The 21,886-nt window shown below is 39.5% G+C and carries 18 protein-coding genes and 7 pseudogenes; 11 read left to right on the top strand and 14 right to left on the bottom strand.

All coding sequences use genetic code 11. The annotated features are described in order from the left end of the window. Window positions 1–776: 776 nt before the first annotated feature. The 6 genes from GTU69_RS14265 to GTU69_RS14240 form a co-directional block, all read right to left on the bottom strand. A complete protein-coding gene (locus tag GTU69_RS14265) occupies window positions 777–2,135 on the bottom strand; it encodes an ATP-binding protein (protein WP_166171449.1) in 1,359 nt (452 codons plus the stop codon). Then, the gene (locus GTU69_RS14260) at window positions 2,135–2,797 is read right to left on the bottom strand and encodes a response regulator (RefSeq protein WP_086194903.1); all 663 of its coding nucleotides are present in this window, start codon (window positions 2,795–2,797) and stop codon (window positions 2,135–2,137) included. Before GTU69_RS14260 ends, GTU69_RS14265 begins: the two co-directional genes overlap by 1 nt. Before the next feature lie 142 nt (window positions 2,798–2,939). Next, on the bottom strand, window positions 2,940–4,247 hold the full coding sequence (locus GTU69_RS14255; RefSeq protein ID WP_166171448.1) for a TolC family protein: 1,308 nt from the start codon (window positions 4,245–4,247) through the stop codon (window positions 2,940–2,942). Next, window positions 4,244–4,570 (bottom strand): DUF3240 family protein, encoded by a 327-nt coding sequence (locus GTU69_RS14250; protein ID WP_016165445.1) that lies wholly within the window; start codon window positions 4,568–4,570, stop codon window positions 4,244–4,246. Before GTU69_RS14250 ends, GTU69_RS14255 begins: the two co-directional genes overlap by 4 nt. Further along, on the bottom strand, window positions 4,563–7,646 hold the full coding sequence (locus tag GTU69_RS14245; protein WP_166171447.1) for a CusA/CzcA family heavy metal efflux RND transporter: 3,084 nt from the start codon (window positions 7,644–7,646) through the stop codon (window positions 4,563–4,565). Before GTU69_RS14245 ends, GTU69_RS14250 begins: the two co-directional genes overlap by 8 nt. A gap of 10 nt (window positions 7,647–7,656) precedes the next feature. Next, window positions 7,657–8,895 carry an efflux RND transporter periplasmic adaptor subunit gene (locus GTU69_RS14240; RefSeq protein WP_166171446.1) on the bottom strand — a complete coding sequence of 413 codons (1,239 nt, stop codon included), beginning with the start codon at window positions 8,893–8,895 and terminating at the stop codon, window positions 7,657–7,659. Between the two features lie 604 nt (window positions 8,896–9,499). Between GTU69_RS14240 and GTU69_RS14235 the strand changes: the two genes are divergently transcribed. The 4 genes and pseudogenes from GTU69_RS14235 to GTU69_RS14220 form a co-directional block, all read left to right on the top strand. Beyond that, window positions 9,500–9,964 carry a DUF2946 family protein gene (locus GTU69_RS14235; protein WP_086194907.1) on the top strand — a complete coding sequence of 155 codons (465 nt, stop codon included), beginning with the start codon at window positions 9,500–9,502 and terminating at the stop codon, window positions 9,962–9,964. A gap of 50 nt (window positions 9,965–10,014) precedes the next feature. Next, window positions 10,015–10,287 (top strand): annotated as a pseudogene (locus GTU69_RS14230) (cytochrome d ubiquinol oxidase subunit II); the annotation flags it as partial. Window positions 10,288–10,432: 145 nt separating this feature from the next. Beyond that, on the top strand, window positions 10,433–10,690 hold the full coding sequence (locus tag GTU69_RS14225) for a helix-turn-helix domain-containing protein (protein WP_143222627.1): 258 nt from the start codon (window positions 10,433–10,435) through the stop codon (window positions 10,688–10,690). 262 nt (window positions 10,691–10,952) lie between these two features. Continuing rightward, a pseudogene (locus GTU69_RS14220) lies at window positions 10,953–11,149 on the top strand (DDE-type integrase/transposase/recombinase); the annotation flags it as partial. A gap of 94 nt (window positions 11,150–11,243) precedes the next feature. Here the strand turns inward: GTU69_RS14220 and GTU69_RS17215 are convergent. The 4 genes and pseudogenes from GTU69_RS17215 to GTU69_RS14200 all read right to left on the bottom strand — a co-directional run. Further along, entirely contained in the window at window positions 11,244–11,300 is a 57-nt protein-coding gene (locus GTU69_RS17215) for a hypothetical protein (RefSeq protein ID WP_240921695.1), read from the bottom strand. A 229-nt stretch (window positions 11,301–11,529) separates the two neighbouring features. Continuing rightward, window positions 11,530–12,247: pseudogene (locus GTU69_RS14210) on the bottom strand (IS5 family transposase). A 144-nt stretch (window positions 12,248–12,391) separates the two neighbouring features. Beyond that, entirely contained in the window at window positions 12,392–12,859 is a 468-nt protein-coding gene (locus GTU69_RS14205; protein WP_166171445.1) for an RcnB family protein, read from the bottom strand. Between the two features lie 221 nt (window positions 12,860–13,080). Beyond that, a pseudogene (locus GTU69_RS14200) lies at window positions 13,081–13,173 on the bottom strand (transposase domain-containing protein); the annotation flags it as partial. 62 nt (window positions 13,174–13,235) lie between these two features. Between GTU69_RS14200 and GTU69_RS14195 the strand changes: the two are divergent. Then, a pseudogene (locus GTU69_RS14195) lies at window positions 13,236–13,905 on the top strand (IS6 family transposase). Between the two features lie 230 nt (window positions 13,906–14,135). Here GTU69_RS14195 and hemJ read toward each other — a convergent pair. Both hemJ and GTU69_RS14185 read right to left on the bottom strand, forming a co-directional pair. Continuing rightward, the gene (gene hemJ, locus GTU69_RS14190) at window positions 14,136–14,588 is read right to left on the bottom strand and encodes a protoporphyrinogen oxidase HemJ (protein WP_086194909.1); all 453 of its coding nucleotides are present in this window, start codon (window positions 14,586–14,588) and stop codon (window positions 14,136–14,138) included. Between the two features lie 80 nt (window positions 14,589–14,668). Continuing rightward, window positions 14,669–14,830 (bottom strand): annotated as a pseudogene (locus GTU69_RS14185) (beta-ketoacyl-ACP synthase I); the annotation flags it as partial. Window positions 14,831–15,342: 512 nt separating this feature from the next. Between GTU69_RS14185 and GTU69_RS14180 the strand changes: the two are divergent. The 3 genes from GTU69_RS14180 to GTU69_RS14170 are packed head-to-tail and all read left to right on the top strand — an operon-like array spanning window position 15,343 to window position 18,323. Beyond that, window positions 15,343–16,410 carry an efflux RND transporter periplasmic adaptor subunit gene (locus GTU69_RS14180; RefSeq protein ID WP_240921689.1) on the top strand — a complete coding sequence of 356 codons (1,068 nt, stop codon included), beginning with the start codon at window positions 15,343–15,345 and terminating at the stop codon, window positions 16,408–16,410. Continuing rightward, on the top strand, window positions 16,407–17,615 hold the full coding sequence (locus tag GTU69_RS14175; protein ID WP_166171443.1) for an ABC transporter permease: 1,209 nt from the start codon (window positions 16,407–16,409) through the stop codon (window positions 17,613–17,615). Before GTU69_RS14180 ends, GTU69_RS14175 begins: the two co-directional genes overlap by 4 nt. Window positions 17,616–17,618: 3 nt before the next feature. Next, window positions 17,619–18,323: an ABC transporter ATP-binding protein gene (locus tag GTU69_RS14170; RefSeq protein ID WP_166171442.1), complete on the top strand. Its 705-nt coding sequence runs from the start codon at window positions 17,619–17,621 to the stop codon at window positions 18,321–18,323. A gap of 59 nt (window positions 18,324–18,382) precedes the next feature. On the opposite strand, the pseudogene GTU69_RS17210 reads toward GTU69_RS14170, so the two are convergent. Continuing rightward, a pseudogene (locus GTU69_RS17210) lies at window positions 18,383–19,095 on the bottom strand (transposase); the annotation flags it as partial. Window positions 19,096–19,213: 118 nt separating this feature from the next. Between GTU69_RS17210 and GTU69_RS14160 the strand changes: the two are divergent. The 3 genes from GTU69_RS14160 (at window position 19,214) to GTU69_RS14150 (ending at window position 21,117) form a co-directional block, all read left to right on the top strand. After that, entirely contained in the window at window positions 19,214–19,633 is a 420-nt protein-coding gene (locus tag GTU69_RS14160; RefSeq protein WP_068912717.1) for a DsrE family protein, read from the top strand. Between the two features lie 406 nt (window positions 19,634–20,039). Beyond that, window positions 20,040–20,447 carry a rhodanese-like domain-containing protein gene (locus GTU69_RS14155; protein WP_004973758.1) on the top strand — a complete coding sequence of 136 codons (408 nt, stop codon included), beginning with the start codon at window positions 20,040–20,042 and terminating at the stop codon, window positions 20,445–20,447. A gap of 22 nt (window positions 20,448–20,469) precedes the next feature. Beyond that, the gene (locus GTU69_RS14150; RefSeq protein ID WP_086194912.1) at window positions 20,470–21,117 is read left to right on the top strand and encodes a peroxiredoxin; all 648 of its coding nucleotides are present in this window, start codon (window positions 20,470–20,472) and stop codon (window positions 21,115–21,117) included. 85 nt (window positions 21,118–21,202) lie between these two features. On the opposite strand, the gene GTU69_RS14145 is transcribed toward GTU69_RS14150, so the two are convergent. Next, entirely contained in the window at window positions 21,203–21,700 is a 498-nt protein-coding gene (locus tag GTU69_RS14145; RefSeq protein WP_166171440.1) for a Dps family protein, read from the bottom strand. Between the last annotated feature and the right edge of the window lie 186 nt (window positions 21,701–21,886).

Here is a 21,886-nt window from a genome sequence, read left to right as displayed (position 1 = left end):
GAGACTCCTTGTATTTTAAAGGTATATTTATATTAATTTAGCTCGATCTGCTCTATAAGACCTGAGCAATAGAAACCACGTGTTTTAGCGCTGATAAAGAAATTTTTGAACCGTCGACCCATATTCAAATATTTTGCAGGATATCAGCAAAGCTGCAAACATTAGTATTCTGTTGAGTTATATAAATAACATACATCTTAGCAAGATGTATTGAGAATTAACGAGAGTTAATTACGCTCGCACAAATATAAATTATGGTAGCAAAACTTGAGTATGTTTTATAGTTAAGCATGGCTATACGTTTGAATTATTTCATTTTAAAAAAGTAATTTTCGATAAGATATCGCCATTGATACATACAATGATCAGATATACGCTGAACTTTATACAGTTAGCTTTGGGAGGAATAACTGCTTTTACGCCAGGATGATAAAATTCCTTCAATAACTAATTTAGTATGTGTACCGCTATGTATACAATCTGTGACTTTACCGAGGCAGAATTGTTCCATTTTCGCTCATTGAGCATCTGTAAGCATGTATCTATCCATGATGAAACTATAAACGAAATAGTTTTATTGACTCAATTCTCAACACAGCATAGAAATCAAGTTATGCTTTTAATAAAATTTATGCCGATTTTCACTCTCATATTGCAGCCTATTCTCTTATCTAAGTGTAGGATCGCGGGCTTATTTGACCTCTGTCACCACACGTAGTGGTGACAACCTAATTTAAAATTTTACAAATTATTCTTGGGTACTATCTATAGTGCCGTTATTTATTTTTGATTTCAAACTCAATCCTGATCGCCAGACCGCCAATTGCATCTGCCCGTCGTAACTTAATTTTTCCGTGATATAAATCGACAATTTGCTTAACAATCGATAAGCCTAAACCACTGCCAATGACAGTGCTATTCTGATTCACTCGATAAAATCTTTGAAAAATCAGAGGTATTTGTGCTTCATCCAAACCGATTCCATTGTCCTCAATCTGCACAAAACTATAATTTTCAACACAGCCACAACTGATTTTAATGAGACACGGACGTTCCTGACTACGATAGATAATGGCATTTTCTAAAAGATTACGGAGCATAATTTCCAATTGATCCATTTGTGCGATGATCAGGGCCGACTCCAGTTGTAGCTGTAAGTCAATCTTTGCCTGACGAAGCTGAAAATCCATCATCGCAAGGGTACTTTGAATCATATTAACCAGATCAACCGGGCCTTGAATTTGTTGACCATTGGGTTCTATCCGGGCCAAGGTCAGTAACTGCGTGATCATTCGTGAGGCCTTATCAATGCCAATGATAATGTCCTCTGCTGCTTCTCGTGCCTCCTCAGTCGAACGTGCACTCTGCAAAACTTGTACATGCAGGCGGATCGCCGCCAAAGGTGTACGTAACTCATGGGCTGCATTTGAGGTAAAACGTTTTTCACGTTGCATGCTTTCTGCAACTTCACTCAATAATGTATTTAATGACTTCACCAAAGGTTCGATTTCTTTGGGCACGACAGGGTTGATGGGTTTTAAATGTTCAATCGACTGCTTTTCCAGATTTTGACTGATACTGAATACAGTGGACAAATTGCTACGTACGGTCTGCAAAATCAACCAAGACAATAATGGTAAAAAGAATGCTGAAACCACTATTAAAAATAGTAGCATATCTCTCTGGATATCCTGACGGATGGTCCAGACCTGTGCAATTTGTACTTGTATAGTGTGGGTGCTGTCCCAAACCGAATAACTGCGATAGGTTTGATTGTGAATCTTAATCCAGCCAAAGTTGGCTTGCTGAACAAAGGGGTGTGTATCCACGCCAACCGAACGATAAATCAACTTGCCATTACGATGCCAAATCTGAAATATAATCTGGTTATAATGCTCACCTTGAGCTTTCTCGATGACAGTATGGTCAGGGATTCGTCCTTCCAGTGAACTTGAAGTAGTCGAGAGTAAAGCATGGGCGGTTTCGACCAGTGATTTATCAAATATATTGTTCGCCGTGCGCTGCATTCCCCAGTAGATACAGCCTAGACTACCCACCCAGACAGTGGCGGTGATAACCAGTAAAATCAATGATAGACGCCGGGTCAACGAATAACTGCGGATGAAATTGGCCATCAATAATTTTCGTCCATAATATAGCCAAACCCCTGCACTGTACGGACAATGTTTTTCCCAAGCTTGCGCCGTAAATTATGAATATAGACCTGGATCACATTACTGCTTACATCTGCATCATAGGCATAAAATGAGTTTTCTATGCTCTCCCGTGAAATAATCCGGCCACGGTTAAGGATAAAGAGTTCCAGCAAGTGAAATTCTTTCTGAGTTAATTCAACTTCAGTTTGATCTCTTAGTACCTGTTTGGTAGCTTTATTAACTGCAATATTGCCAATCTGAATCAAATCACTCACTTCACCTGAAATACGGCGCAATACCGCTTGAATCCGTGCAATGACTTCATACAAATCATATGGCTTAACTACAAAATCATCTGCTCCTGCATCCAAACCTGAAATACGCTCCTGAATTTTATCTTGAGCAGTCAGAATAATAACGCCTACTTTATTCTTTTTACGGCGCAGTGACTTTAAAACTTCCAATCCATTCCGGTCTGGCAAACCTAAATCAAGCAAAATAAACTGATAATCATAACTCGCCAAAAAATGATAGGCTTGCTCTGCTGTGGTAGCGATATCGACCACAAAATTTGCATGGTCTAAGCCCCGTGCTGTCGCCTTAGCCAGTAAGGCATCGTCTTCAACTAACAATATTCTCACGTCTGAGCTACCCTCTCATTCTGCTACTTACAAGCCTATATTTATTTCTGTGAAAGCGGCAGGTACTCTGGCCCAAGAAAGACAGAACACCAACCGAATAATGATCATACAAGGCATTGATATATCAGCACTCTACTATATTTTACTCTGCCTGATGATCCTCATGTAAAGGCCATAACTGATGCGAATTCAGCAATAGTAAACTCAAGCTTTCTGCATAATCAATTTTAGCTTGATCAATTCGACCGCGCGCATCAACCAATTGCTGTGAATGAAGTAACAGTTCATTTAAACTCAATTCACCAAGCTTATATGCTTTTTGCATCAATCCATGTTGTTGCTGTAACTGTGCCAAATTCTGTTGAGCCTGCTCACTCCGTACAGTTGCCGACTCCATCTGCGTAAACCAGTATTGCGTTTCCTGACGCAAACGGTTTTCTACTCGTCCGATCTCAAAATTGGCCTTTTGAGCTTCCGCCATGGCCATACCAGAAGCTATACGCACTTGCCGACTGGCGAGTGGAATTGAAACGCTCACACTCATCAAGTTTTCAACGCCAGACTGTTCACGACTATAGCCCACTCCGACCGTAGGATTAGGTATCCGATTGAGTTGCTCTCTTTTGACTAATGCATCTTGCTGTACTGCCTGTTTTTTAACCAGCTCAAGCTCATGGTTGGCAGACAAAACCTGCTGTATCCATTCAGTCTGTGTATATTTGAGTGAGCGAACTTTGATGACATCACTGCTCCAGTGTTCTGGAATTTTTCCCTGATAATCACGTGACAATAACTGCTGTGCTTGATAGTAAGCTGTTTTAGCCTGCATATATTGCTCTTCGATTTGCCGCGATTCATTGCTGAGCAGCATCAGTTCTAGTCGTGGGGCATCTCCAGCACGAATACGCTGCTGGGTCATTTGCATATAGCGCTGTATTCTTGCCTGCTGTTCCTCTATGCGCGTCAATTGCAAAGCACTGCGTATATAGGCAAACCACTGATTCAGCAAAGTTTTGGCAACTTCATGTTTGGCATCTTCATATTTTAATTCCGCAATACTCATCCCTCGTTGGGCCAAATCCTGATCCAGCTGGTATTTGCCAGGCAAACGAATCTGCTTTTCAACACCAAAGTTCGGCTCATAACTATTGGACTTTGTTTGGCCATCCTGGGCGTTGTTGTTACGAAGCTGCATGCCCGCGCGCACAGTCCAGGGATGGCCCAGTTTTAGCCCTTGTCCTGCAAAATTGGCATAGTCCTGATCCGATATTGCCGACCGAACAGTTGGATGCTGTGACAAGCTCAGCTTGATCGCATCGAGTGGTGGCAATACCTGATCTAAAGCGGGTTCCGCGGAGACGACAGAAGTCATCATCACACAACAGCCCAAGCCCAGTAAACGTAAGGCTTTACCCAGCAAACGGGGTTGAGTCGCTATCTCTGGTTTCATTCGTTCACTTCTCCTTGACCAGCATAACCCGATGTTATGGTTGGTAATACCCAATAGAAACAGTCACTTGATTTAAATTTCTTTTGGATATGGGCTAAAACTAAAGGTACAGTTGCGAGGGGTAAAATCAACAGAATCAAATTACGCTCAGTTGCACCCCGAATTTTTTCTTGAATGTTGCGATAATGTTGGCGGCTGCCGAAACCTTGTGCCGGGATACAGGTACATCCTGTCACAATCTCGGGAATAAGCCATAAATGGCTCATTAATTCTTCCGCAATATCACTGGAGATGTTGATAGAGAGTTGGCACATTTCAGACATGAGTATCTCGCACTAAACCAAATTGTTTGAACAAGTTAGGAAGTAAAATCAGCGTCAGTAAGGTGCAGGAAATTAATCCCCCAATCACCACGATCGCCAATGGACGCTGAATTTCAGCACCTGGCCCAGTGGTAAAGAGCAAGGGAATTAAACCCAAAGCCGCGATACTTGCAGTCATCATTACTGGACGTAAACGTCGCATCGCCCCCTCACGAACCACTTCTTCAATTGCAACGCCGCGTGAAATGAGCTGGTTAAAATAACCGATCATCACCAAACCATTCAGTACGGCAATCCCCATTAATGCAATAAACCCAACAGAAGCAGGTACCGATAAATATTCACCGGTAATGGCTAAGGCTACGACTCCCCCAATTAAAGCAAAGGGAATATTCACAAAAACCAGTACTGCCTGACGAACAGACCCTAAAGTTGTAAAGAGCAGGAAGAAAATCATGGTCAACGCTGCAGGGACAACCAGCATCAGACGCGCTGCTGCACGTTGTTGATTTTCAAACTGTCCACCCCATTTCAATGAATAGCCGGCCGGTAATTTAACTTTCTGGGCAACCTGCTGTTTTGCTTCCTCGACAAAACCAACCAGATCCCGGTCACGCACATTGGCACGGACAACGGACATTCTTGAAGCATTTTCCCTGTCAATTTTGACGACGCCTTCAGTCTTGACCATTTCTGCTAAAGAGGACAACGGTACAGCCGCTGAGTTTGCAACAGGTAAATTCATGTTCGCGAGGGCAAAACTGGATTGTCCCAGACGTGGATCACCTTTCATCATCAATGGAACTGGTCGCCCCTGTTCAATAATCGAACTAATCTGCTGCCCTTCAATGAGCATTTTGAGTTGTGCCTGTATGCTCTGACTATCTAACTGATTGCGGACAGCCATATCACGACGAATACGTAATTCCTGATATTGCACCCCAGAATTTTCCAAAGTCATGACATCTTCGCTGCCTTTGATCCCTTGTAGAACGGTAGAGATTTGCTTAGACAGCTGATTCAGCTGATCTAAATCGGTACCAAAAATTTTGACGGCCAAATCTCCACGTACACCCGATAACATTTCTGAAGTCCGCATTTCGATCGGCTGACTAAAGGTGAGATTGACCCCAGGAACATCGGCCAATACATGGCGAATTTTGGCTAAAATCTGCTCCTTACTTTGTCCCTGCCACTGATCTTGCGGTTTCAAAATGACAAAGCTATCGGTTTCATTTAAGCCCATAGGGTCAAGGCCCAGTTCATCCGAACCGGTTCTTGCCACAATGCGGGCCACTTCTGGAACTTGTTTTAGAATTCTTCTTTGAATGTCCAGATCAAGTGCAATCGAATTTTGCAGGCTGATCGATGGCATTTTTTCCAGCTGCAATATGGTGTCACCTTCATCCATGGTTGGCATAAAAGACTTACCAATGAGTGGAAAAATGAGTGCAGCAACCACCAAAGCACCTCCGGCCAAAGCATAAACACGTTTCGGATGGGCCAAACTTGCATTTAACACCTTGCTATATGCCTGTTCCAGCTTAGCAACAATATACGGCGTGTGATGTGCTTGAGATTTTAAAAAATAGGAACACAGCACCGGAATAATCGTTAATGAAAAAATCAGTGAGCTCGACAATGCAAAGACAATGGTCAGTGCCACTGGAGAGAAAAGCTTCCCTTCCAGGCCTTGCAACGTCATTAATGGAATGAAGACCAGCATAATAATGATCATTCCTGCAGTCACCGGTACCGCCACCTCACAAACTGCACGATAAATGACGTTCAGCGGCGGCAAAAACGAACGGTGTTTGGACTCGTGTGCATCTGCCAGTTGCATTTCGATATTTTCAACCACCACAACCGCCGCATCGACCAGCAAACCAATGGCAATGGTTAAACCACCCAATGACATCAGGTTGGCACTTAATCCAAACTGACGCATCATTAAGAAAGTACTCAACGCAGATAAAGGTAAAATCGCGGCAACCACCAAAGCAGCTCTTAAATTTCCTAAAAACAGCAGCAATAAAATCAGGACCAGTACAATCGCCTCAATCAAGGTTTTACTCACGGTATGAATGGCACGATTCACCAGTTCACCACGGTCATAAAAAGGCTTGATCGTAACGCCCGGGGGTAAGTTTTTCTCAATGTCATGCAAATGTTCACGCACACTTTGCACAACCTGACGTGCATTGGCGCCTTTTAAGGTGAGGACAATCCCTTCAACAGCTTCACCCTGACCATTTTCGGTTACCGCTCCGTAACGGGTAAGGGCACCGGTATGGACATCGGCGACATCCTTCACTTGCACCAGCGTCCCCTGATGATTGGAAACAATAATCTCACCCAGCTCTTGTAAATTGGTGACACGACTATCGCTACGAATCAATAATGATTCTCCATTTTCATTCAGACGACCCGCTCCGTCACTTGCATTATTTAATTCAATTGCTTGTTTTAACTGATCAAGAGATAGACCTCTCGATGCCAGAGCATCGAGGTTGGGTGTCACTTCAAAGGTACGTGCCAAACCACCCAGGACATTGACATCCGCTACCCCTTCAATTTTTCTGAGCTGTGGACGGACGACCCGATCGAGCAAGGTTCGTTTTTCCATATCACTCATAGGACCATGTAAAGTGAACATAAAAGATTCACCTAATGGCGTCGTCATAGGCGCAATCCCGCCTGATGCATTGCCAGGCAGAGCTGACATGACTCCAGTCAAACGCTCATTGACCTGTTGCCTGGCCCAATAAGGATCTGTCCCTTCTGCAAAATCCAGGGTAATGATTGCAATGGCATATTTAGATTGTGAACGTAGTACAGTTTGATGAGGGATTCCCAACATTTCCTGTTCTATCGGTACCACAATACGGCTTTCCACCTCTTCTGGCGTCATGCCAGGAGATTTCATCACAATTTGAACCTGTGTGCTTGATACATCCGGAAAGGCATCAATCGGTAATTTTGTAAATGCCAAATAACCCGCAACACTGATTGCCATACCCAATAACAGCATTAGGATTCGTTGACTCAGTGAAAATGCAATAATACGTTTTAACATGTGCCTAACCTCAATTCACCGCAGTGCTACTGCTGGCAGGTGGTGCCTGCTCTGCACCGAAACCTGACCAAACGGCTTTTAGACGTTCGACACCCCTCACAGCAACTTGAATTCCAGGTTTTAATGCATTTCCAATCACATGACTTTGCTGCTGGTTCGCACCCACCAATTCCACAGGCATTGCCACGAAACCATTTTGGTTTTTGATAAAAATGAAGTGCTTGTTATCTTTTAAAGTTAAGGCAGTACTCGGTATTACCCATGCGGTTTTTGTTGTCGGGTTATGGCTTTGAATATTCGCTTTAACAAACTGTTGTACTTTTAAACAGTTGTCCTTGGCCTGCATTTGGACTAGAACATTTTGAGATTGCGTATTGCCTGAAAGTGCTGATGCAATTTGTTGTACCAGCCCGGTAATTTCACATCCCTCAACTTTGACCAAATCGCCAATCTGGATATATTTGCTATCCGCTAAAGGGGCTTGCAACATTAATTGCAAAGGTAGATCACTATTCACCAACTGACCCAATACTGCGCCAGTTTCTACATATTGACCTGCAGATACCTGTAAACTTTCTACACTGCCTCTGGCGGGACTTTTAACATACACCACGGGATTCAGTCCCTGACTGCTACTTCCTCCCATAAACTGCAACATGCGTTGCTTGGCACTCAGATCAATATTCAGTCGTTGCACTATATTCTGGGCTTCCTGTACACGTTTTTCAGCAATAATCCCTTCAGCATATAAACTGCGTTCACGTGCCAAATTTTGGCTGGCCAATTGCAATTGTGCACGAATTTGTAAAATTTCATTTTGAATCTGAATTAAATCAGGGCTATGAATGGCCAGTATAGGACTGTGGAGACCCACTTCTGCTAAAGGTTGCACCAATACCTGTTGCACTATCCCCGCTACAGGACTGGTTAAAACCACTTTACTTTGAGGTGACCACTGCGCTTGCCCCTGCAAAGTCAGTGCGAGTTGTACATCTCTTGTCGCTTGCCCTAAAGTTTGTAATTGAATATCTGCTTGTTGAATCTGTGTGGGCGAAATTAAAATCTGATTACCAGACACATCTATTGTTTCTGTTTCATTGGCGACTACATTTTGTGTCTTTGATTTTTCCGTTTTATTTTTATTTAGTAGTAAACTGCTGCCCCACCAAATTCCTAAAATCACCAAGGCCAATGTGCAAATACTGATAAATAGTTTTTTATTTCGTAATACACTCACTTGCTGACTCACTGATCTACCCTCAAAAATATTTTCCCTCAGGGTAAAATCAAGTTCTTAAGATCTAATTAAATTTGAAAATTCAATTTTTTCGAGGCTTAAGCAAATGCTGGGTCGTAAAACTGTAGAAGTAAAAATTATCAAAGATGCCTTAGAGATTGCCCAGGCAAAAAGTACATATCGCAGATGCCCTTATTGCTACCCGGCGATACCCCACAGAACAATTGACATACTCGCCCCACCTACGCAAAAGGTGAGCTAGTACAACTCTAGTCCTTCTCTTTTTCAAGTCAATTGCTTATCCGCTATTCAGGTTAGTAAAAGATATTTAAATAAAATCCCTACAATGTAGGAAAAATTCTTCCATATACTTTACTTTCTGAACTTTAATCATTATTTTTTAAAAGCAAAATTAATCATGCACGATTTTAATCTGAATTAATTCAGATTAAAATCAACTACTTATATAGATATTTTTTATTTTTACTTTATTATAAAAATTATTAGGCTAAATTAAAATCAAAACTCTTAAATTAATACTACATACTTTTAATAAATATTAATTCTGCTAGAATCGAATATTCTTACTTGGATAATTGAGACCATCTAAGTGATCATGGTTTTAGGTAGATTGCTAGCTTTTGGGGCAATCTTGTTGCAGATTGCTGTTTTTATACAGCCTTTACTCCCAGAGAAATATCAAATTTCTCCAGTCTGTGAAACTATTGTCCATGCACTTCAATTAGATACTTCTCATGATCTGCATAGCTCAGATCATTCGCATAATTACTCTCATCGAGACTTGAGTTTAGCTAATCATGAACCTGAAAAGCCTAATAATGCACATCTAGAACAAAAAACTTCGTACAGTCATCATCACGATACGAATCATCAATGTCAGTACTGTGTTGTTTACGCACATGTCGTTCCACTACCAGACATCGGTGTTAAAGAAGTTCTCGTTAGAATTCAAGTTCGTTTTTTAGCTTTTAAAGAAGCTTATTTCCATATCTTCTTTCTTTTAAAGCAATTATTTCTTATTCCTCAAGGCCGAGCACCTCCTTTTTCTTTTGCTGTCTAAATTTATTGGCAATTATTTATTGTTTTGAAATTTAATTAGTTGAAGATACTACTATTAAAGCTTGTCAAAAGCATCATGAATCAATGCCTTTCTTATACACATTGGCACTGATATTTTTGGCATATACAGGCTTTCTAATTAGCATATTCCCTTATGTAATTCCTCCATCAGTGACGATTTGGGATGCTTCTGCACCAGCCAATAGTCAGTTGTTCGCGCTGATCGGTGCACTGATTTTGATCCCAATTATCATCATTTACACCATCATGGCTTATTGGGTATTTAGGGATAAAGTCAGTGTTGGCGATGAGGGTTACCATTAAAGGAGTTATTAATGAAATTATCACAATTTCAGTGGTTTATCTTTTTATGGTTAGTCGATTTACTAAGTTCATTAGCAATTGCTATGAGCTTTAGGTTTCTGCTTTAGCTTTCTTATTAGCTATGTAAAAAGAAGAGGATACACCTATGAATCTACTTCAACAGCAGCATGTGAATATTAATTATGATTTTCCATTCATTGTTAATTTAACATTAGCTCAAGAAATTATTAGAGCACGCAAAAAAATGAATATCTCTCAACAAGAACTAGCATCTAAACTTGGTATCTCTCCAAGGACACTAGAAAGTTGGGAAAGAGGTGTTCGCCATCCATCAAGTTCGGCACAGGCTTTAATCAAACTATTTATAAAGTCACCTCAATTTGTACTGGATAATCTTAACTAAAATAGAAAAAGACCATGTTTTCACGTGGTCTTTTTTATCATCTATTAAAATATATAAATTATTGCGAAGTATATAAACTATCAATGGTATATTAACTACTCACACCTTTTATTTTTTCCGCAACTTTTCTAACTACACCAAGATTAATATCTGAAACAATTACTTTAGCCGCTTGCTCAATAAGAAGTAATGCTGCACTTCATTCTACACCCAAACCAGTACCTGTAATTGTGGCCATTTTATGATTAAAAAGGCTGACATCATGAAACAGGAAAGAAAATGTCCACCAGACCTTGAGCACAGGCAGGCTAAGTACAAAAATAACGTGATCGAATGTAATTATGGCAAGCTAAAGGGACCATCAGGGCCACATTAGGATTCAAATCTATGAAGATGGCTTATGCCACAATTAAAGGTATTGAAGTCATGCGTGCACTACGTAAAGGATAAGCTTCGTAATTTTATTATGGTCAGCCTCAGGGTGAAGTGTATCTAATCAACAGGGTTTTCGGTCTCTAAGCTTTTTTGAAGCGAATATCATCGACTTAGGTCCCTATTTGCAACAGTGCCTTGCACAATACATTTCCAAAACTTGCTTTTGTCGTTCCAGGTCGTCTTTTTGATCATGACTTGAAACTCTTACATAAGCTGTGTATTTGTTCAGGCGTGATTTTAATCAGATCATAACGTCTGTGATTATTTGGGATTCTTTAAGCAACTAAAACACCGCTTTCATTCCAACGTCTTAAAGTTTGAATGGAAACGCCTAACACTTTAGCTGCTATATTAATATTTACTAGGGCATGTCATCAATTAAGCCATATCATGATTGAGGCAAGCTAGATCGCTGACAGGAAATTTTGAGCCAATTTATCATAGCGTGTAGCAATACCTCGATACTGCTTGAGCTTGGCGAAGAAGTTCTCGATCAGATGTCTTGCCTTATAAAGATGTTGGTCATAATCACGCTGATCAATCGCGTTACTTTTGGACGGCATCACAATCTGACCATTGATCTTATGGATTGGATCAATCAACCGATCCTTGGAATTGTAGGCTTTATCCATGAGCCAAGTCTGACTTAACGATAAGTCCAGCAGCACATCAGCGCCATTTAAGTCATGAACCTGCCCGGCAGTGAGATAAAATCCTGTTGGGTTGCCTAAAGCATCAATACGAGCATGAATTTTGGTACTTAAGCCACCTTTACTGCGTCCAATCGCCTGTTCTTTTTTTTCCGGCACTGTGTTGATGAGCGCGCACAATGGTTGAATCCAGCATGGCATATTCATTATCACTATTCCTTGCCAGCACTTCAAAAACTTTCTGCCATACGCCTGCTTTAGCCCAACGGCTAAAGCGAGTGTGCACGACTCTAAAATCCCCAAAGCGTTCTGGTAAATCTCGCCACGGAATACCTGAACGATACCGATACAATACTGCTTTAACAAATAGCCTGTTGTCTTTGGCAGTTACTCCAACAGTACTCGCTCGTCTGGGCAACAGATCCTTAATCTGTTCCCACTGATCATCTCTTAATGCATAGCGTTTAGTCATGAAAAAATAATGAGGACAGATTAGATTTTCTCAAGCTAATTGATGACAGGCCCTAATCTACTCATAACGATAATATCAGTATAGAAATGCATATATTTCAATTAGTAGTTATTAACCCTTATTTTTGTGAACAGATTAAATGCATCAATCTGGAACTACTTTTAAAATACGATGGTTAACTGTATTAATCAGGATGTAATCGCCATGTACACGAATCCATTGTTGATTTTTCTCAGGTTTGCTAAGTTTCTTATTCATTCTATAATCGAATCTATAGCCTTGACCATAGTAGCGGGATGGTAAAGCTTGTCCTGGTTTCCAGTCGCGGGATGGTTTCAATATCTGATTCTGTACGATCTCACGATGACGTTGCTGAACTTCTTGTCGAATCTCTTGTTGATTACGCTGTGGCATTTGCTGTTGAGTTTCTTGCTGCATCTGTTGCTGATGGCGTTGTTGCATCTGCTGTTGGCTCTGATTTGCAGCAGGAGAATGCATATATGCTTGATTATATGAATTGTTATGTGAACGCTCTTGAGGCGCAGCTATGACTGGTGAGATAAAAATTGCTGTTGAGAAGGTGAAAAAACTGGCTTGTACTAATTTTTTCATTTTATCGCCTTTTTTAAGTGGAGTTGCTTGATATTTTATTAAATTATAGAAATTAATGATTAACCATAAACCTTTTGTTATAACATTGTATCTTGTTTAAGCTTCTTTTCTCCTTTTTATTGAAATGGTTGGAGGGTATTATCGTGTCTAGTACTGCATATTTTATAAAAAATTAATAAAATTCAATAGTGTGTGTAAGATTTCAGTGAAAGTTACTTGAGTCAGGAAGGCTTCCACTTATGCGGTAGTAATTCTTCAATCTGGCTCATTTTCTGTGTCGGCAGTCTTTTCAATACATCGCTCAGATAGGCATAGGCACTGTTGCAAATAGCCGCTGATGGTAAGCTAAATAGTTTTTTAGCTAAAGGTTCAGCATATGAACCCCTTCCATGGTCGGCATTTTCAGGGCGAGATCATTCTTTGGGCTGTACGCTGGTATTGTAAATATGGCATTAGCTATCGTGAACTTTAGGAAATGCTTGCCGAACGTGGTGTGAATGTTGATCACACTGCTATTTCCAGTTGGGTTCAACGTTATGCTCCTGAAATAGAAAAATGCTTACGCTGGTATTGGCGTAATCCTACAGATCTGAGCTCATGGCATATTGATGAAACTTATATAAAAGTGAATGGACGATGGTCTTATCTGTATCGTGCAGTCGATCAACGTGGCTATACCATTGATTTTTATCTTTCTTCTAGACGTAATACCAAATCAGCCTATTGTTTTCTTAAAAAATTTAAATAATGTGAAGAAGTGGAAAATTCCACAAGTGATCAACACGGATAAAGCACCCACATATGGAGGTGATTTATCACGGTTAAAACGGGAAGTAAAATGTCCACCAGACCTTGAGCACAGGCAGATTAAGTACAAAAATAACGTGATCGAATGTGATCATGGCAAGCTAAACCGGATCATCAGGGCCACGTTAGGATTCAAATCTATGAAGACGCCTTATGCCACAATTAAAGGTAATGAAGTCATGCGTGCACTACATAAAGGACAAGCTTCGTCATTCTCTTATGGTCAGCATCAGGGTTAAGTATATCTAGTGAATAGAATTTTTGGTCTCTAAGCACTTTTTAAAGGGAACATCATCGACTCAGATCCCTATTTGCAACAGTGCCATTAATCATATAAAGCATTAGATATAAATTACTCCTGCCTTTTATGAAGGTGAAAAGCACTGCTTTGTAGATGGAGGGATTCTATTTTTGAGGAGGTTTTAAATTCCTCATTTAATAGAGAGAATGTACTTTTAAATCAACTGGATTAAAACTGCGGTTTAACCACTACTAAAATCACTACTGCGAGTAAAATAATCGTTGGCATTTCATTAAAGAAACGCCAAAACTTATGTGATTTGTAATGCGGGTTTTCCATCAGTTTTTTACGGTAATAACCACAAACAAAATGGTAAATCACCAGTAAGCCCACTAATCCAACTTTCAGGTAAAACCAGAGTGCTTCATGGTAATGCCGAGTTGCATCACCCCAATCCACTAAAAAATGCGCTGTGATGAGAGTGGCAAGCATTGACGGCCACATGATGCCACGGTACAACTTGCGTTCCATAATTTGGAAACGCTGATGACTCGTGCCATCTTCACTCATCGCATGATAAACATATAAACGTGGCAGGTAGAACAATGCCGCGAACCAACAAACGACTGCAATAATATGTAATGCTTTTACCCACAAGAAAGCATCAGAAGGAGCATCCATCCATTCACCCTTTTAAAGGGCAGTGTGGCAGAAGTTGATCATCCATGGCTGAATGATCAACACTTCTTAGCTTAGCCTTCCTATTTTTTGAAAACAAGAAGACAGGCATTTACACCGCCAAAACCGAAACTGTTACTCATCACAGTATTCAATTTTGCATCACGTTTTTCAAGTACGATATCAAATCGTTTTGCGCCTTCATCCAGTTCAGTCACGTTGATGTTTGGTGCAATAAAGTCATTTTTTCATCATCAATACTGAATAAATCACTCATATAGGCATACGATACGGATACAGTCCATTCAGTTTCGCTGACTGTAAGCGTCATGTGTTCACAGCTCATTAGCCATTGCGTAGTGATCCTGAAAACAGCCAGTTTTTACGTCCCATGCATGGGTATTTGTAGTCATGAATTAAGTCCCCATTTATTTTTAAGTGGGAACTTAATTAAGGCTTATCGGATAGCTTGGTAAAGTGTGTTCACTAGAGAGGTTGCTACAATCCTTTTTGGGGAAAGAATTAGTTCATTAGAAAGTGATGATTCAGTGGAATGAGCTTAGATAGTGGCAGTCCGAACCGATTAGGTATCTAAATTAGGAAGGAATTGTTTTATATAATACTTAAAAATAGATTATATTATTCTTAATTAAATAAGATAAGCAAAATACAGATGCAAACATTTTTATTAGGAAAGAGGGCTCTTTCCGTTCTTGTAGTGCTTATTACATTAATCTTATTTTTGGTTTATGTCCTATTGCGTACAGGACCTTTTGCACCTGTCAAGGTCACTCTGATACAAGTTCAGTATAAATCCATTCAGCCTAGTCTATTTGGTATAGCGACTGTTGAAGCTCGTCATAATTACAAGATTGGTCCCACAACGGCAGGTCGTCTTAAAAACCTTCGAGTCGATATAGGAGATGCTGTACAAGCTGGACAACTTTTAGGGGGAATGGATCCCGTTGATTTAGAAGAAAAAATACTTGCGCAACGTGCCATTATCCAAAAAATCATCTCTCAGCAACAAGATATTCAAATTCGTCAAAAGTTTGCACAGCAACAAGTTCAACGCTATCAGCAACTCACCAAAATCAATGCCACCAGTCAAGAGTCACTCGCCATTAAGCAGCAGGAACTTGATCTTGCTACAACGGCACTTGGCTCAATGCAGCAAGAACTTAATAAAGCCCGTGCAGACCTCAATACACTACAAGCCCAGCGCGACAATTTAAATTTAATGGCAACAGCACCAGGTATAGTCACAGCCCGTTATGCAGAACCTGGCTCTACTGTAGTTGCAGGGCAAACCGTATTGGAAATTGTAGACCCGAAGTCTATTTGGTTGAATACACGCTTCGATCAATCTAGTGCGATTGGCTTAGCCTCAGGTTTACCTGCGCAAATTCATTTACGCTCGCGTCAAAGTAGCACACTTTCAGGTCAAATCTTATGGGTAGAGCCTCGTGCAGATGCTATTACCGAAGAAATCTTAGCCAAAGTAGTCTTTAGTCAACAACCTAACCCTCTACCCCCTTTAGGCGAATTAGCAGAAGTGACAATTAAACTAGCACCACTGTCTCGCAGCCTTGCTATTCCAAATGCTGCTATTCACCGCATCAATAACCAAGTCGGTGTCTGGAAAGTGACAGATCAAAAACTACAATTTATTGACATTAAACTAGGTCGCTCTAATTTAGAGGGTGATGTTCAAGTACTCGATGGTCTATCAGAAAATGATCAAATCGTTTTATATAGTGAAAAACCACTTAATGCGAAAAACCGTTTGCATATTGTAAAAAATCTTGCAGGAACATCTGAATGATTAGCTTAGCCGGTCGGGATATATTCCAGTCATGGGGTAAGTTTGTTTTTACTGGTTTTGGACTTGGCTTGTTGATCGGCGTGACTCTAATTATGGCGGGTGTCTACCGTGGTATGGTGGATGATGCCAAAGCATTATTGAATAACAGTGGAGCCGACCTTTGGGTTGTGCAACAAGATACGCTTGGTCCATATGCCGAATCCTCTAGTGTGCGTGATGATTTATATCGTAGTATCAGGAACATACCTGGTGTGGCACATGCCTCAAATATTACTTATCTGACCACACAAGTTCATTACAAAGATAAAGATATCCGTGCGATGGTGGTTGGAATCCATACAGGTGAACATGCCTGGAATAATTTAGGCTGGCCACCTTACCTTTTAGCGGGACGTCAATTGACTCGAGGGCACTATGAAGCTGTTGTAGACATCACTTCAGGACTTAAATTAGGTGATCGCATCAAAATCCGTCGTAATTATTTTACTGTAGTAGGATTGACTCGACGAATGGTGTCATCAGGTGGTGACCCGATGATTTTTATTCCGATTAAAGATGCACAACAAGCCCAATTTCAAAAAGATAATGCGGCAATTTTACAAGACCGCCGACGTACCGCACAAAATCCAATTTACAATCGGCCTGCTTATCCAGATTTATTAGACAGTGTTCTGAGTGCTCAAACCAGCAATCGTTATGTAAATGCAATTTTAGTCCGTCTTAAAACTGGTACTTCCGCAGAAGATACTGCTGCACACATCCAACGTTGGCAGCAACTGACTGTCTACACGCGTCTTCAAATGGAACATATTTTAATTAGCAAGATGATTGCAACGTCAGCAAGGCAGATTGCGATGTTTTTAGTAATTTTGGCTTTGGTGAGTGCGGCAATTGTGGCATTTATTATTTATACACTCACCATGGATAAAATTCGAGAAATTGCAGTTTTGAAACTAATTGGAACACGCAACCGAACGATTGCCTGGATGATCTTACAGCAAGCTCTCTCACTTGGTCTAATTGGATTTACTATAGGTAAAATCACCTCAACCTTTGCTGCGCCATATTTTCCAAAGTATGTATTATTGATTCCTCAGGATTCTATTCTTGGATTTATTGCTGTGATGTTGATTTGTATGTTGGCAAGTCTAGTAGCTATTCGTATGGCATTACGTATTGATCCAGCCGAAGCAATTGGAGGATAACACATGACCCACGGAATTTTAATTGAGGGTTTAAAAAAACGTTTTGGGCAAGGTGATAATGCTTTTTATGCATTAAAAGATGTCAATATGTGGGTGGATCCAGGAGAAGTTGTTGGACTGATTGGTCCGTCAGGTTCAGGTAAAAGTACCTTATTAAAATGTTTAGGCGCTGTGATTGATCCCACTGAAGGACGTATGACTTTAGGGAATGAAGTGATTTTTGATCAACACTGGTTAGTAAAAGATTTAAATGCATTACGACGTGACAAAATTGGTTTTATGTTCCAAACACCTTATTTGATTCCTTTTTTGAATGTTTTAGATAATGTTGCGCTATTACCTATGCTGGCAGGTGTTCCTAATAACATAGCACGTGCAAGTGCTTTAGAAATTTTAACGGCTTTAGATGTTCAGCATCGTATTCATGCCATGCCTGGGCAATTATCAGGTGGTGAACAACAACGTGTAGCTATTGCACGCGGCTTGATTAATAAGCCACCTGTCATTTTGGCAGATGAGCCAACGGCACCTTTAGACAGCGTTCGTGCCATGACTGTAATTCGTTTGTTGCACGAAATGGCGGAAAAATTTCAAACAGCAATTATTGTTGTTACACATGACGATAAAATTATTCCGACTTTCCAGCGACTGTATCATATTCGTGAGGGAATAACGTATGAAGAAAAAGGAGAAGGTCGTAGTTTCTAAAAGCTTAGAAATTTAAAGTATTTTATCTAGTTGATAGATTTAGATTAATAGCTTAATTTTTTCAATAAGCTGAATAAATTTTCTTTTTATTGCGTTGTTTTAAGTGGTATTCATCTGCTTTGGATAAACGAATAGTTTTTATATTTTTACGATGATATGTAATTGAACCAAATGTCTTGATTCCTCAAATTTGATTTTTAATTCTTGACTTGATATATCCACGAACAGCATAGAATTTTGTTTTTAAGCCTTCTACCAAATGCTCAATCATTTTAATGTCTGCTGTATGTTCATTAGGTAAAGCTGTACTGACAATCTTGCCTGACTGACTCATGATTAAATGCAGCTTACAGCCAAAGAACTAGTCCATTGAGCTTTTACCGCGTGTTGCAATGGTAGATATTTATACCGTTGAATACGCTGATTTTTGCATACAGGCAGCGTAGTCGATCGATCCATAAATAATAATTGCTCTGATAATCTTTCATCAAGGCAAAATGTAAAGCATACAGTGCCAATCGATGTGCTCTGATGAGATAAACTATCCGTTGTTAACAAGGTAAATATCTAAAGAGTTGACCGTGATTTTGCTTTAATGAAAAGAATAAAGCTTTGAGATTATGGAAATACGAAAATTTATACTAAATGGCAATAAACACGATTTACGAAACTTTTAATTGAGAGGATCGTATTTTAAAAATTGCCAATAAGTTACTTCGATTTTTGAAAAAAAGTCATCAATCATGCAGAAGAAATATGTAAAATCAAACATGGTCGCTGAAAGCGTAGGTTGTGTGGTAACTCCCTAATAGTATGTAGCCACCTTTTTTTTCAAGCCAATTTCTTATCTACGATTCAGGTTATATTGATTTAAAAAGAGTATAAATCCTATGAAATTTATTAAAAACTTGTGCTTGTCTTTTCTGCTGTTTTTTTCAAGTTTATCGATTGCAGTAGCAGAAACAACAAAAGATCCATTATTTGTATTGCTTACCAGTAATGATGCTCATCGTACAAAGATGGCCATCGGCATGAGTAATAATCAATTCCAAAAAGGGCATCCCTTGACTGTATATTTAGTCGATCAAGGGGTTATGCTTGCTTCTAGCCGCTTTGAACATAGATATGCAGAGCATCAGGCCATGCTGAAAAATATAATGGTCAATGGTGGACAAGTCTTTATCTGTAAAATGTGTATGGATCAATATGGTGTTAAAGAGGGTGATCTTATCAAAGGTTTAAAATATGCGAATCCTGATGATATGGGGGAAGCAATTTTTCAACCTGGTACCAAAACTCTATCATGGTGATTTAATCAGATTTCTTATAACAAAGTATAATAAAACCTATTAAATCCACGTGACGTTACTCAGAGAACTATAAAGCTACAGCCGTGAAATTTCAGGGTTGTAGCTTTGTAGAAATACCACAACTTTTCGCAACAAGAATAGCATTCGGTATTCCTGCTAATAGCTCAGGAAGAGAAGAATTTCATTTGGATGGTCTGCTTTTAGATGGAATATGCATTTTCAATTGCTTAACCATTAAATAAAAAGTTGACAATGAGATACCCCAATGTATCGCTTTGAACTAAGGATCAGAAAGAAGATTGCTTTTTGATTTATGAAAGAAGTTTAATAATATTAGACAATAATGAGAATACTTATTATATTATAAATATATAAACTATATTGATATCTACTTCAAAAGGATATTATGAAAACCCCAAACCAGCTAATAGCTGAAACTAAAAATAAGGTTATTGAAATAAAAGTCGAGAAGCTCTACGAGAAATATTTAGAATATCCTGACTTAATTTTAATAGACGTTCGTGAACCTGAAGAATACAAAACTGTAGCTATTGATCGAGCTGTAAATTTTCCACGAGGGATGCTGGAAATGAAAATAGCCCAACATCCCCTAGTGAATCACCATTGCGAAATTGAACATTCTTTACAGGAACTATCAGAAAAAGATATTTATTTAATCTGTGGTACAGGAGCTCGTTCAGCTCTATCAATTCAAGCACTTCAAAATATGGGATTTGAAAAACTCTATTCTGTAGAAGGTGGTATGCAAGCTTGGATTGATGCAGGTTATCCAACCATTTCTTATTTAAATTAATTCCCCCCTAAGGAGACTGTAAATGTCGAACCTAGATGAAGTTGTAACATTTCCACAATTAAATAAGCCAGCACCAAATTTCAATGCCAAAACTACTCATGGTATGAAAAGTTTAGAAGATTACAAGGGAAAATGGTTAGTTCTTTTCTCACATCCAGCTGACTTTACACCTGTTTGTACTACTGAATTTATGGGTTTTGCAACTCGCGCTGAGCAATTCGCTGAACTGAACTGTGAACTATTAGGTTTATCAATTGATAGTGTACATTCACATATTGCTTGGGCACGTAGTATTGAAGAAAATTTTGGCATTAAAATCCCATTCCCAATTATTGCTGATCTTTCAATGGAAGTTGCCAAAGCTTATGGCATGATCCAACCAGGTGCTAGTGACACAGCAGCTGTTCGTGCGACTTTTATTATCGATCCTGAAGGTATCTTACGTGCAATGGTTTATTACCCTATGAGTAATGGACGTAGTATTGATGAGTTTCTTCGTGTACTTAAAGCATTACAGACTTCTGATGAATACAAAGTTGCTACACCTGAAAATTGGCAACCGGGCCAAGAAGTGATTGTGCCACCACCAGTAACAATGGAAGCTGCTGATACACGTAAATCTGAAGGCTACAACTATGTAGATTGGTACTACAGCACTAAATCACTATAATTTGAAATTAGTTCTTTACTCCAAATTATAGTAATAAAAATATGAGGCAGTTAGCCTCATATTTTTATTTATCATCTGACAAAATTTATTCTAAAAGACTTCTTAACATCCATGCAGTTTTCTCATGAATATCTAATCGTTGTGTGAGTACATCTGCTGTTGGCTGGTCATTCGCCTCATCCACAACATCAAATATACTTCTTGCAGTTCTCGCAACTGCTTCATGTGCATTAACCAGTAACTGAATCATTTCATTTGCTTTAGGAACACTTTCTACTTCCTTGATTGAAGCTAATTTTACAAATTGCTTATAAGTACCTGGTGCAGGAAAACCTAAAGCACGGATACGCTCAGCAATTACATCTAGTGTATTCCACTGTTCAGTATATTGGTCCATGAACATGTTGTGCAGGCTGTTAAACTGTGGTCCGGTGACATTCCAGTGAAAATTATGAGTCATCAAATATAAAGTGTAACTATCAGCGAGTAATCGGGATAACCCTTCGACAATTTTTACGCGATTATCTTGAGAGATACCAATATCAATTGCTGCCATTTTGGCTTGTTTTTTTTGGCTGCCCATAATCAAATTCCTGATGTTTTGAAATGTAATTAGATGAACATAACATTGTTAGATTGAATAGCCACCGATTTTGTAGACACTTTTTAGTTAGATATTGGACTGCCACCACTCTCCTAGACAAATATCGTCTATTCTTTTTGCATAGGAGAGAACATTATGAGTGGACAACGATACACCCCAGAATTT

This window comes from Acinetobacter sp. SA01, from assembly GCF_011319235.1.
Lineage (GTDB): Bacteria > Pseudomonadota > Gammaproteobacteria > Pseudomonadales > Moraxellaceae > Acinetobacter.
The sequence above is the reverse complement of the archived record's forward strand: the minus strand, read 5'-3'. Positions and strand labels throughout refer to the sequence as shown.

Bases quoted from the DNA above. Each gene is read 5' to 3' on its own strand.
- GTU69_RS14145 (WP_166171440.1), bottom strand. From the start codon at position 21,700: ATGGGCAGCCAAAAAAAACAAGCCAAAATGGCAGCAATTGATATTGGT.
- hemJ (WP_086194909.1), bottom strand. From the start codon at position 14,588: ATGGATGCTCCTTCTGATGCTTTCTTGTGGGTAAAAGCATTACATATT.
- GTU69_RS14160 (WP_068912717.1), top strand. From the start codon at position 19,214: ATGAAATTTATTAAAAACTTGTGCTTGTCTTTTCTGCTGTTTTTTTCA.
- GTU69_RS14225 (WP_143222627.1), top strand. From the start codon at position 10,433: ATGAATCTACTTCAACAGCAGCATGTGAATATTAATTATGATTTTCCA.
- GTU69_RS14265 (WP_166171449.1), bottom strand. From the start codon at position 2,135: ATGGCCAATTTCATCCGCAGTTATTCGTTGACCCGGCGTCTATCATTG.
- GTU69_RS14175 (WP_166171443.1), top strand. From the start codon at position 16,407: ATGATTAGCTTAGCCGGTCGGGATATATTCCAGTCATGGGGTAAGTTT.
- GTU69_RS14250 (WP_016165445.1), bottom strand. From the start codon at position 4,570: ATGTCTGAAATGTGCCAACTCTCTATCAACATCTCCAGTGATATTGCG.
- GTU69_RS14155 (WP_004973758.1), top strand. From the start codon at position 20,040: ATGAAAACCCCAAACCAGCTAATAGCTGAAACTAAAAATAAGGTTATT.
- GTU69_RS14245 (WP_166171447.1), bottom strand. From the start codon at position 7,646: ATGTTAAAACGTATTATTGCATTTTCACTGAGTCAACGAATCCTAATG.
- GTU69_RS14235 (WP_086194907.1), top strand. From the start codon at position 9,500: ATGGTTTTAGGTAGATTGCTAGCTTTTGGGGCAATCTTGTTGCAGATT.
- GTU69_RS14255 (WP_166171448.1), bottom strand. From the start codon at position 4,247: ATGAAACCAGAGATAGCGACTCAACCCCGTTTGCTGGGTAAAGCCTTA.
- GTU69_RS14205 (WP_166171445.1), bottom strand. From the start codon at position 12,859: ATGAAAAAATTAGTACAAGCCAGTTTTTTCACCTTCTCAACAGCAATT.
- GTU69_RS14170 (WP_166171442.1), top strand. From the start codon at position 17,619: ATGACCCACGGAATTTTAATTGAGGGTTTAAAAAAACGTTTTGGGCAA.
- GTU69_RS14150 (WP_086194912.1), top strand. From the start codon at position 20,470: ATGTCGAACCTAGATGAAGTTGTAACATTTCCACAATTAAATAAGCCA.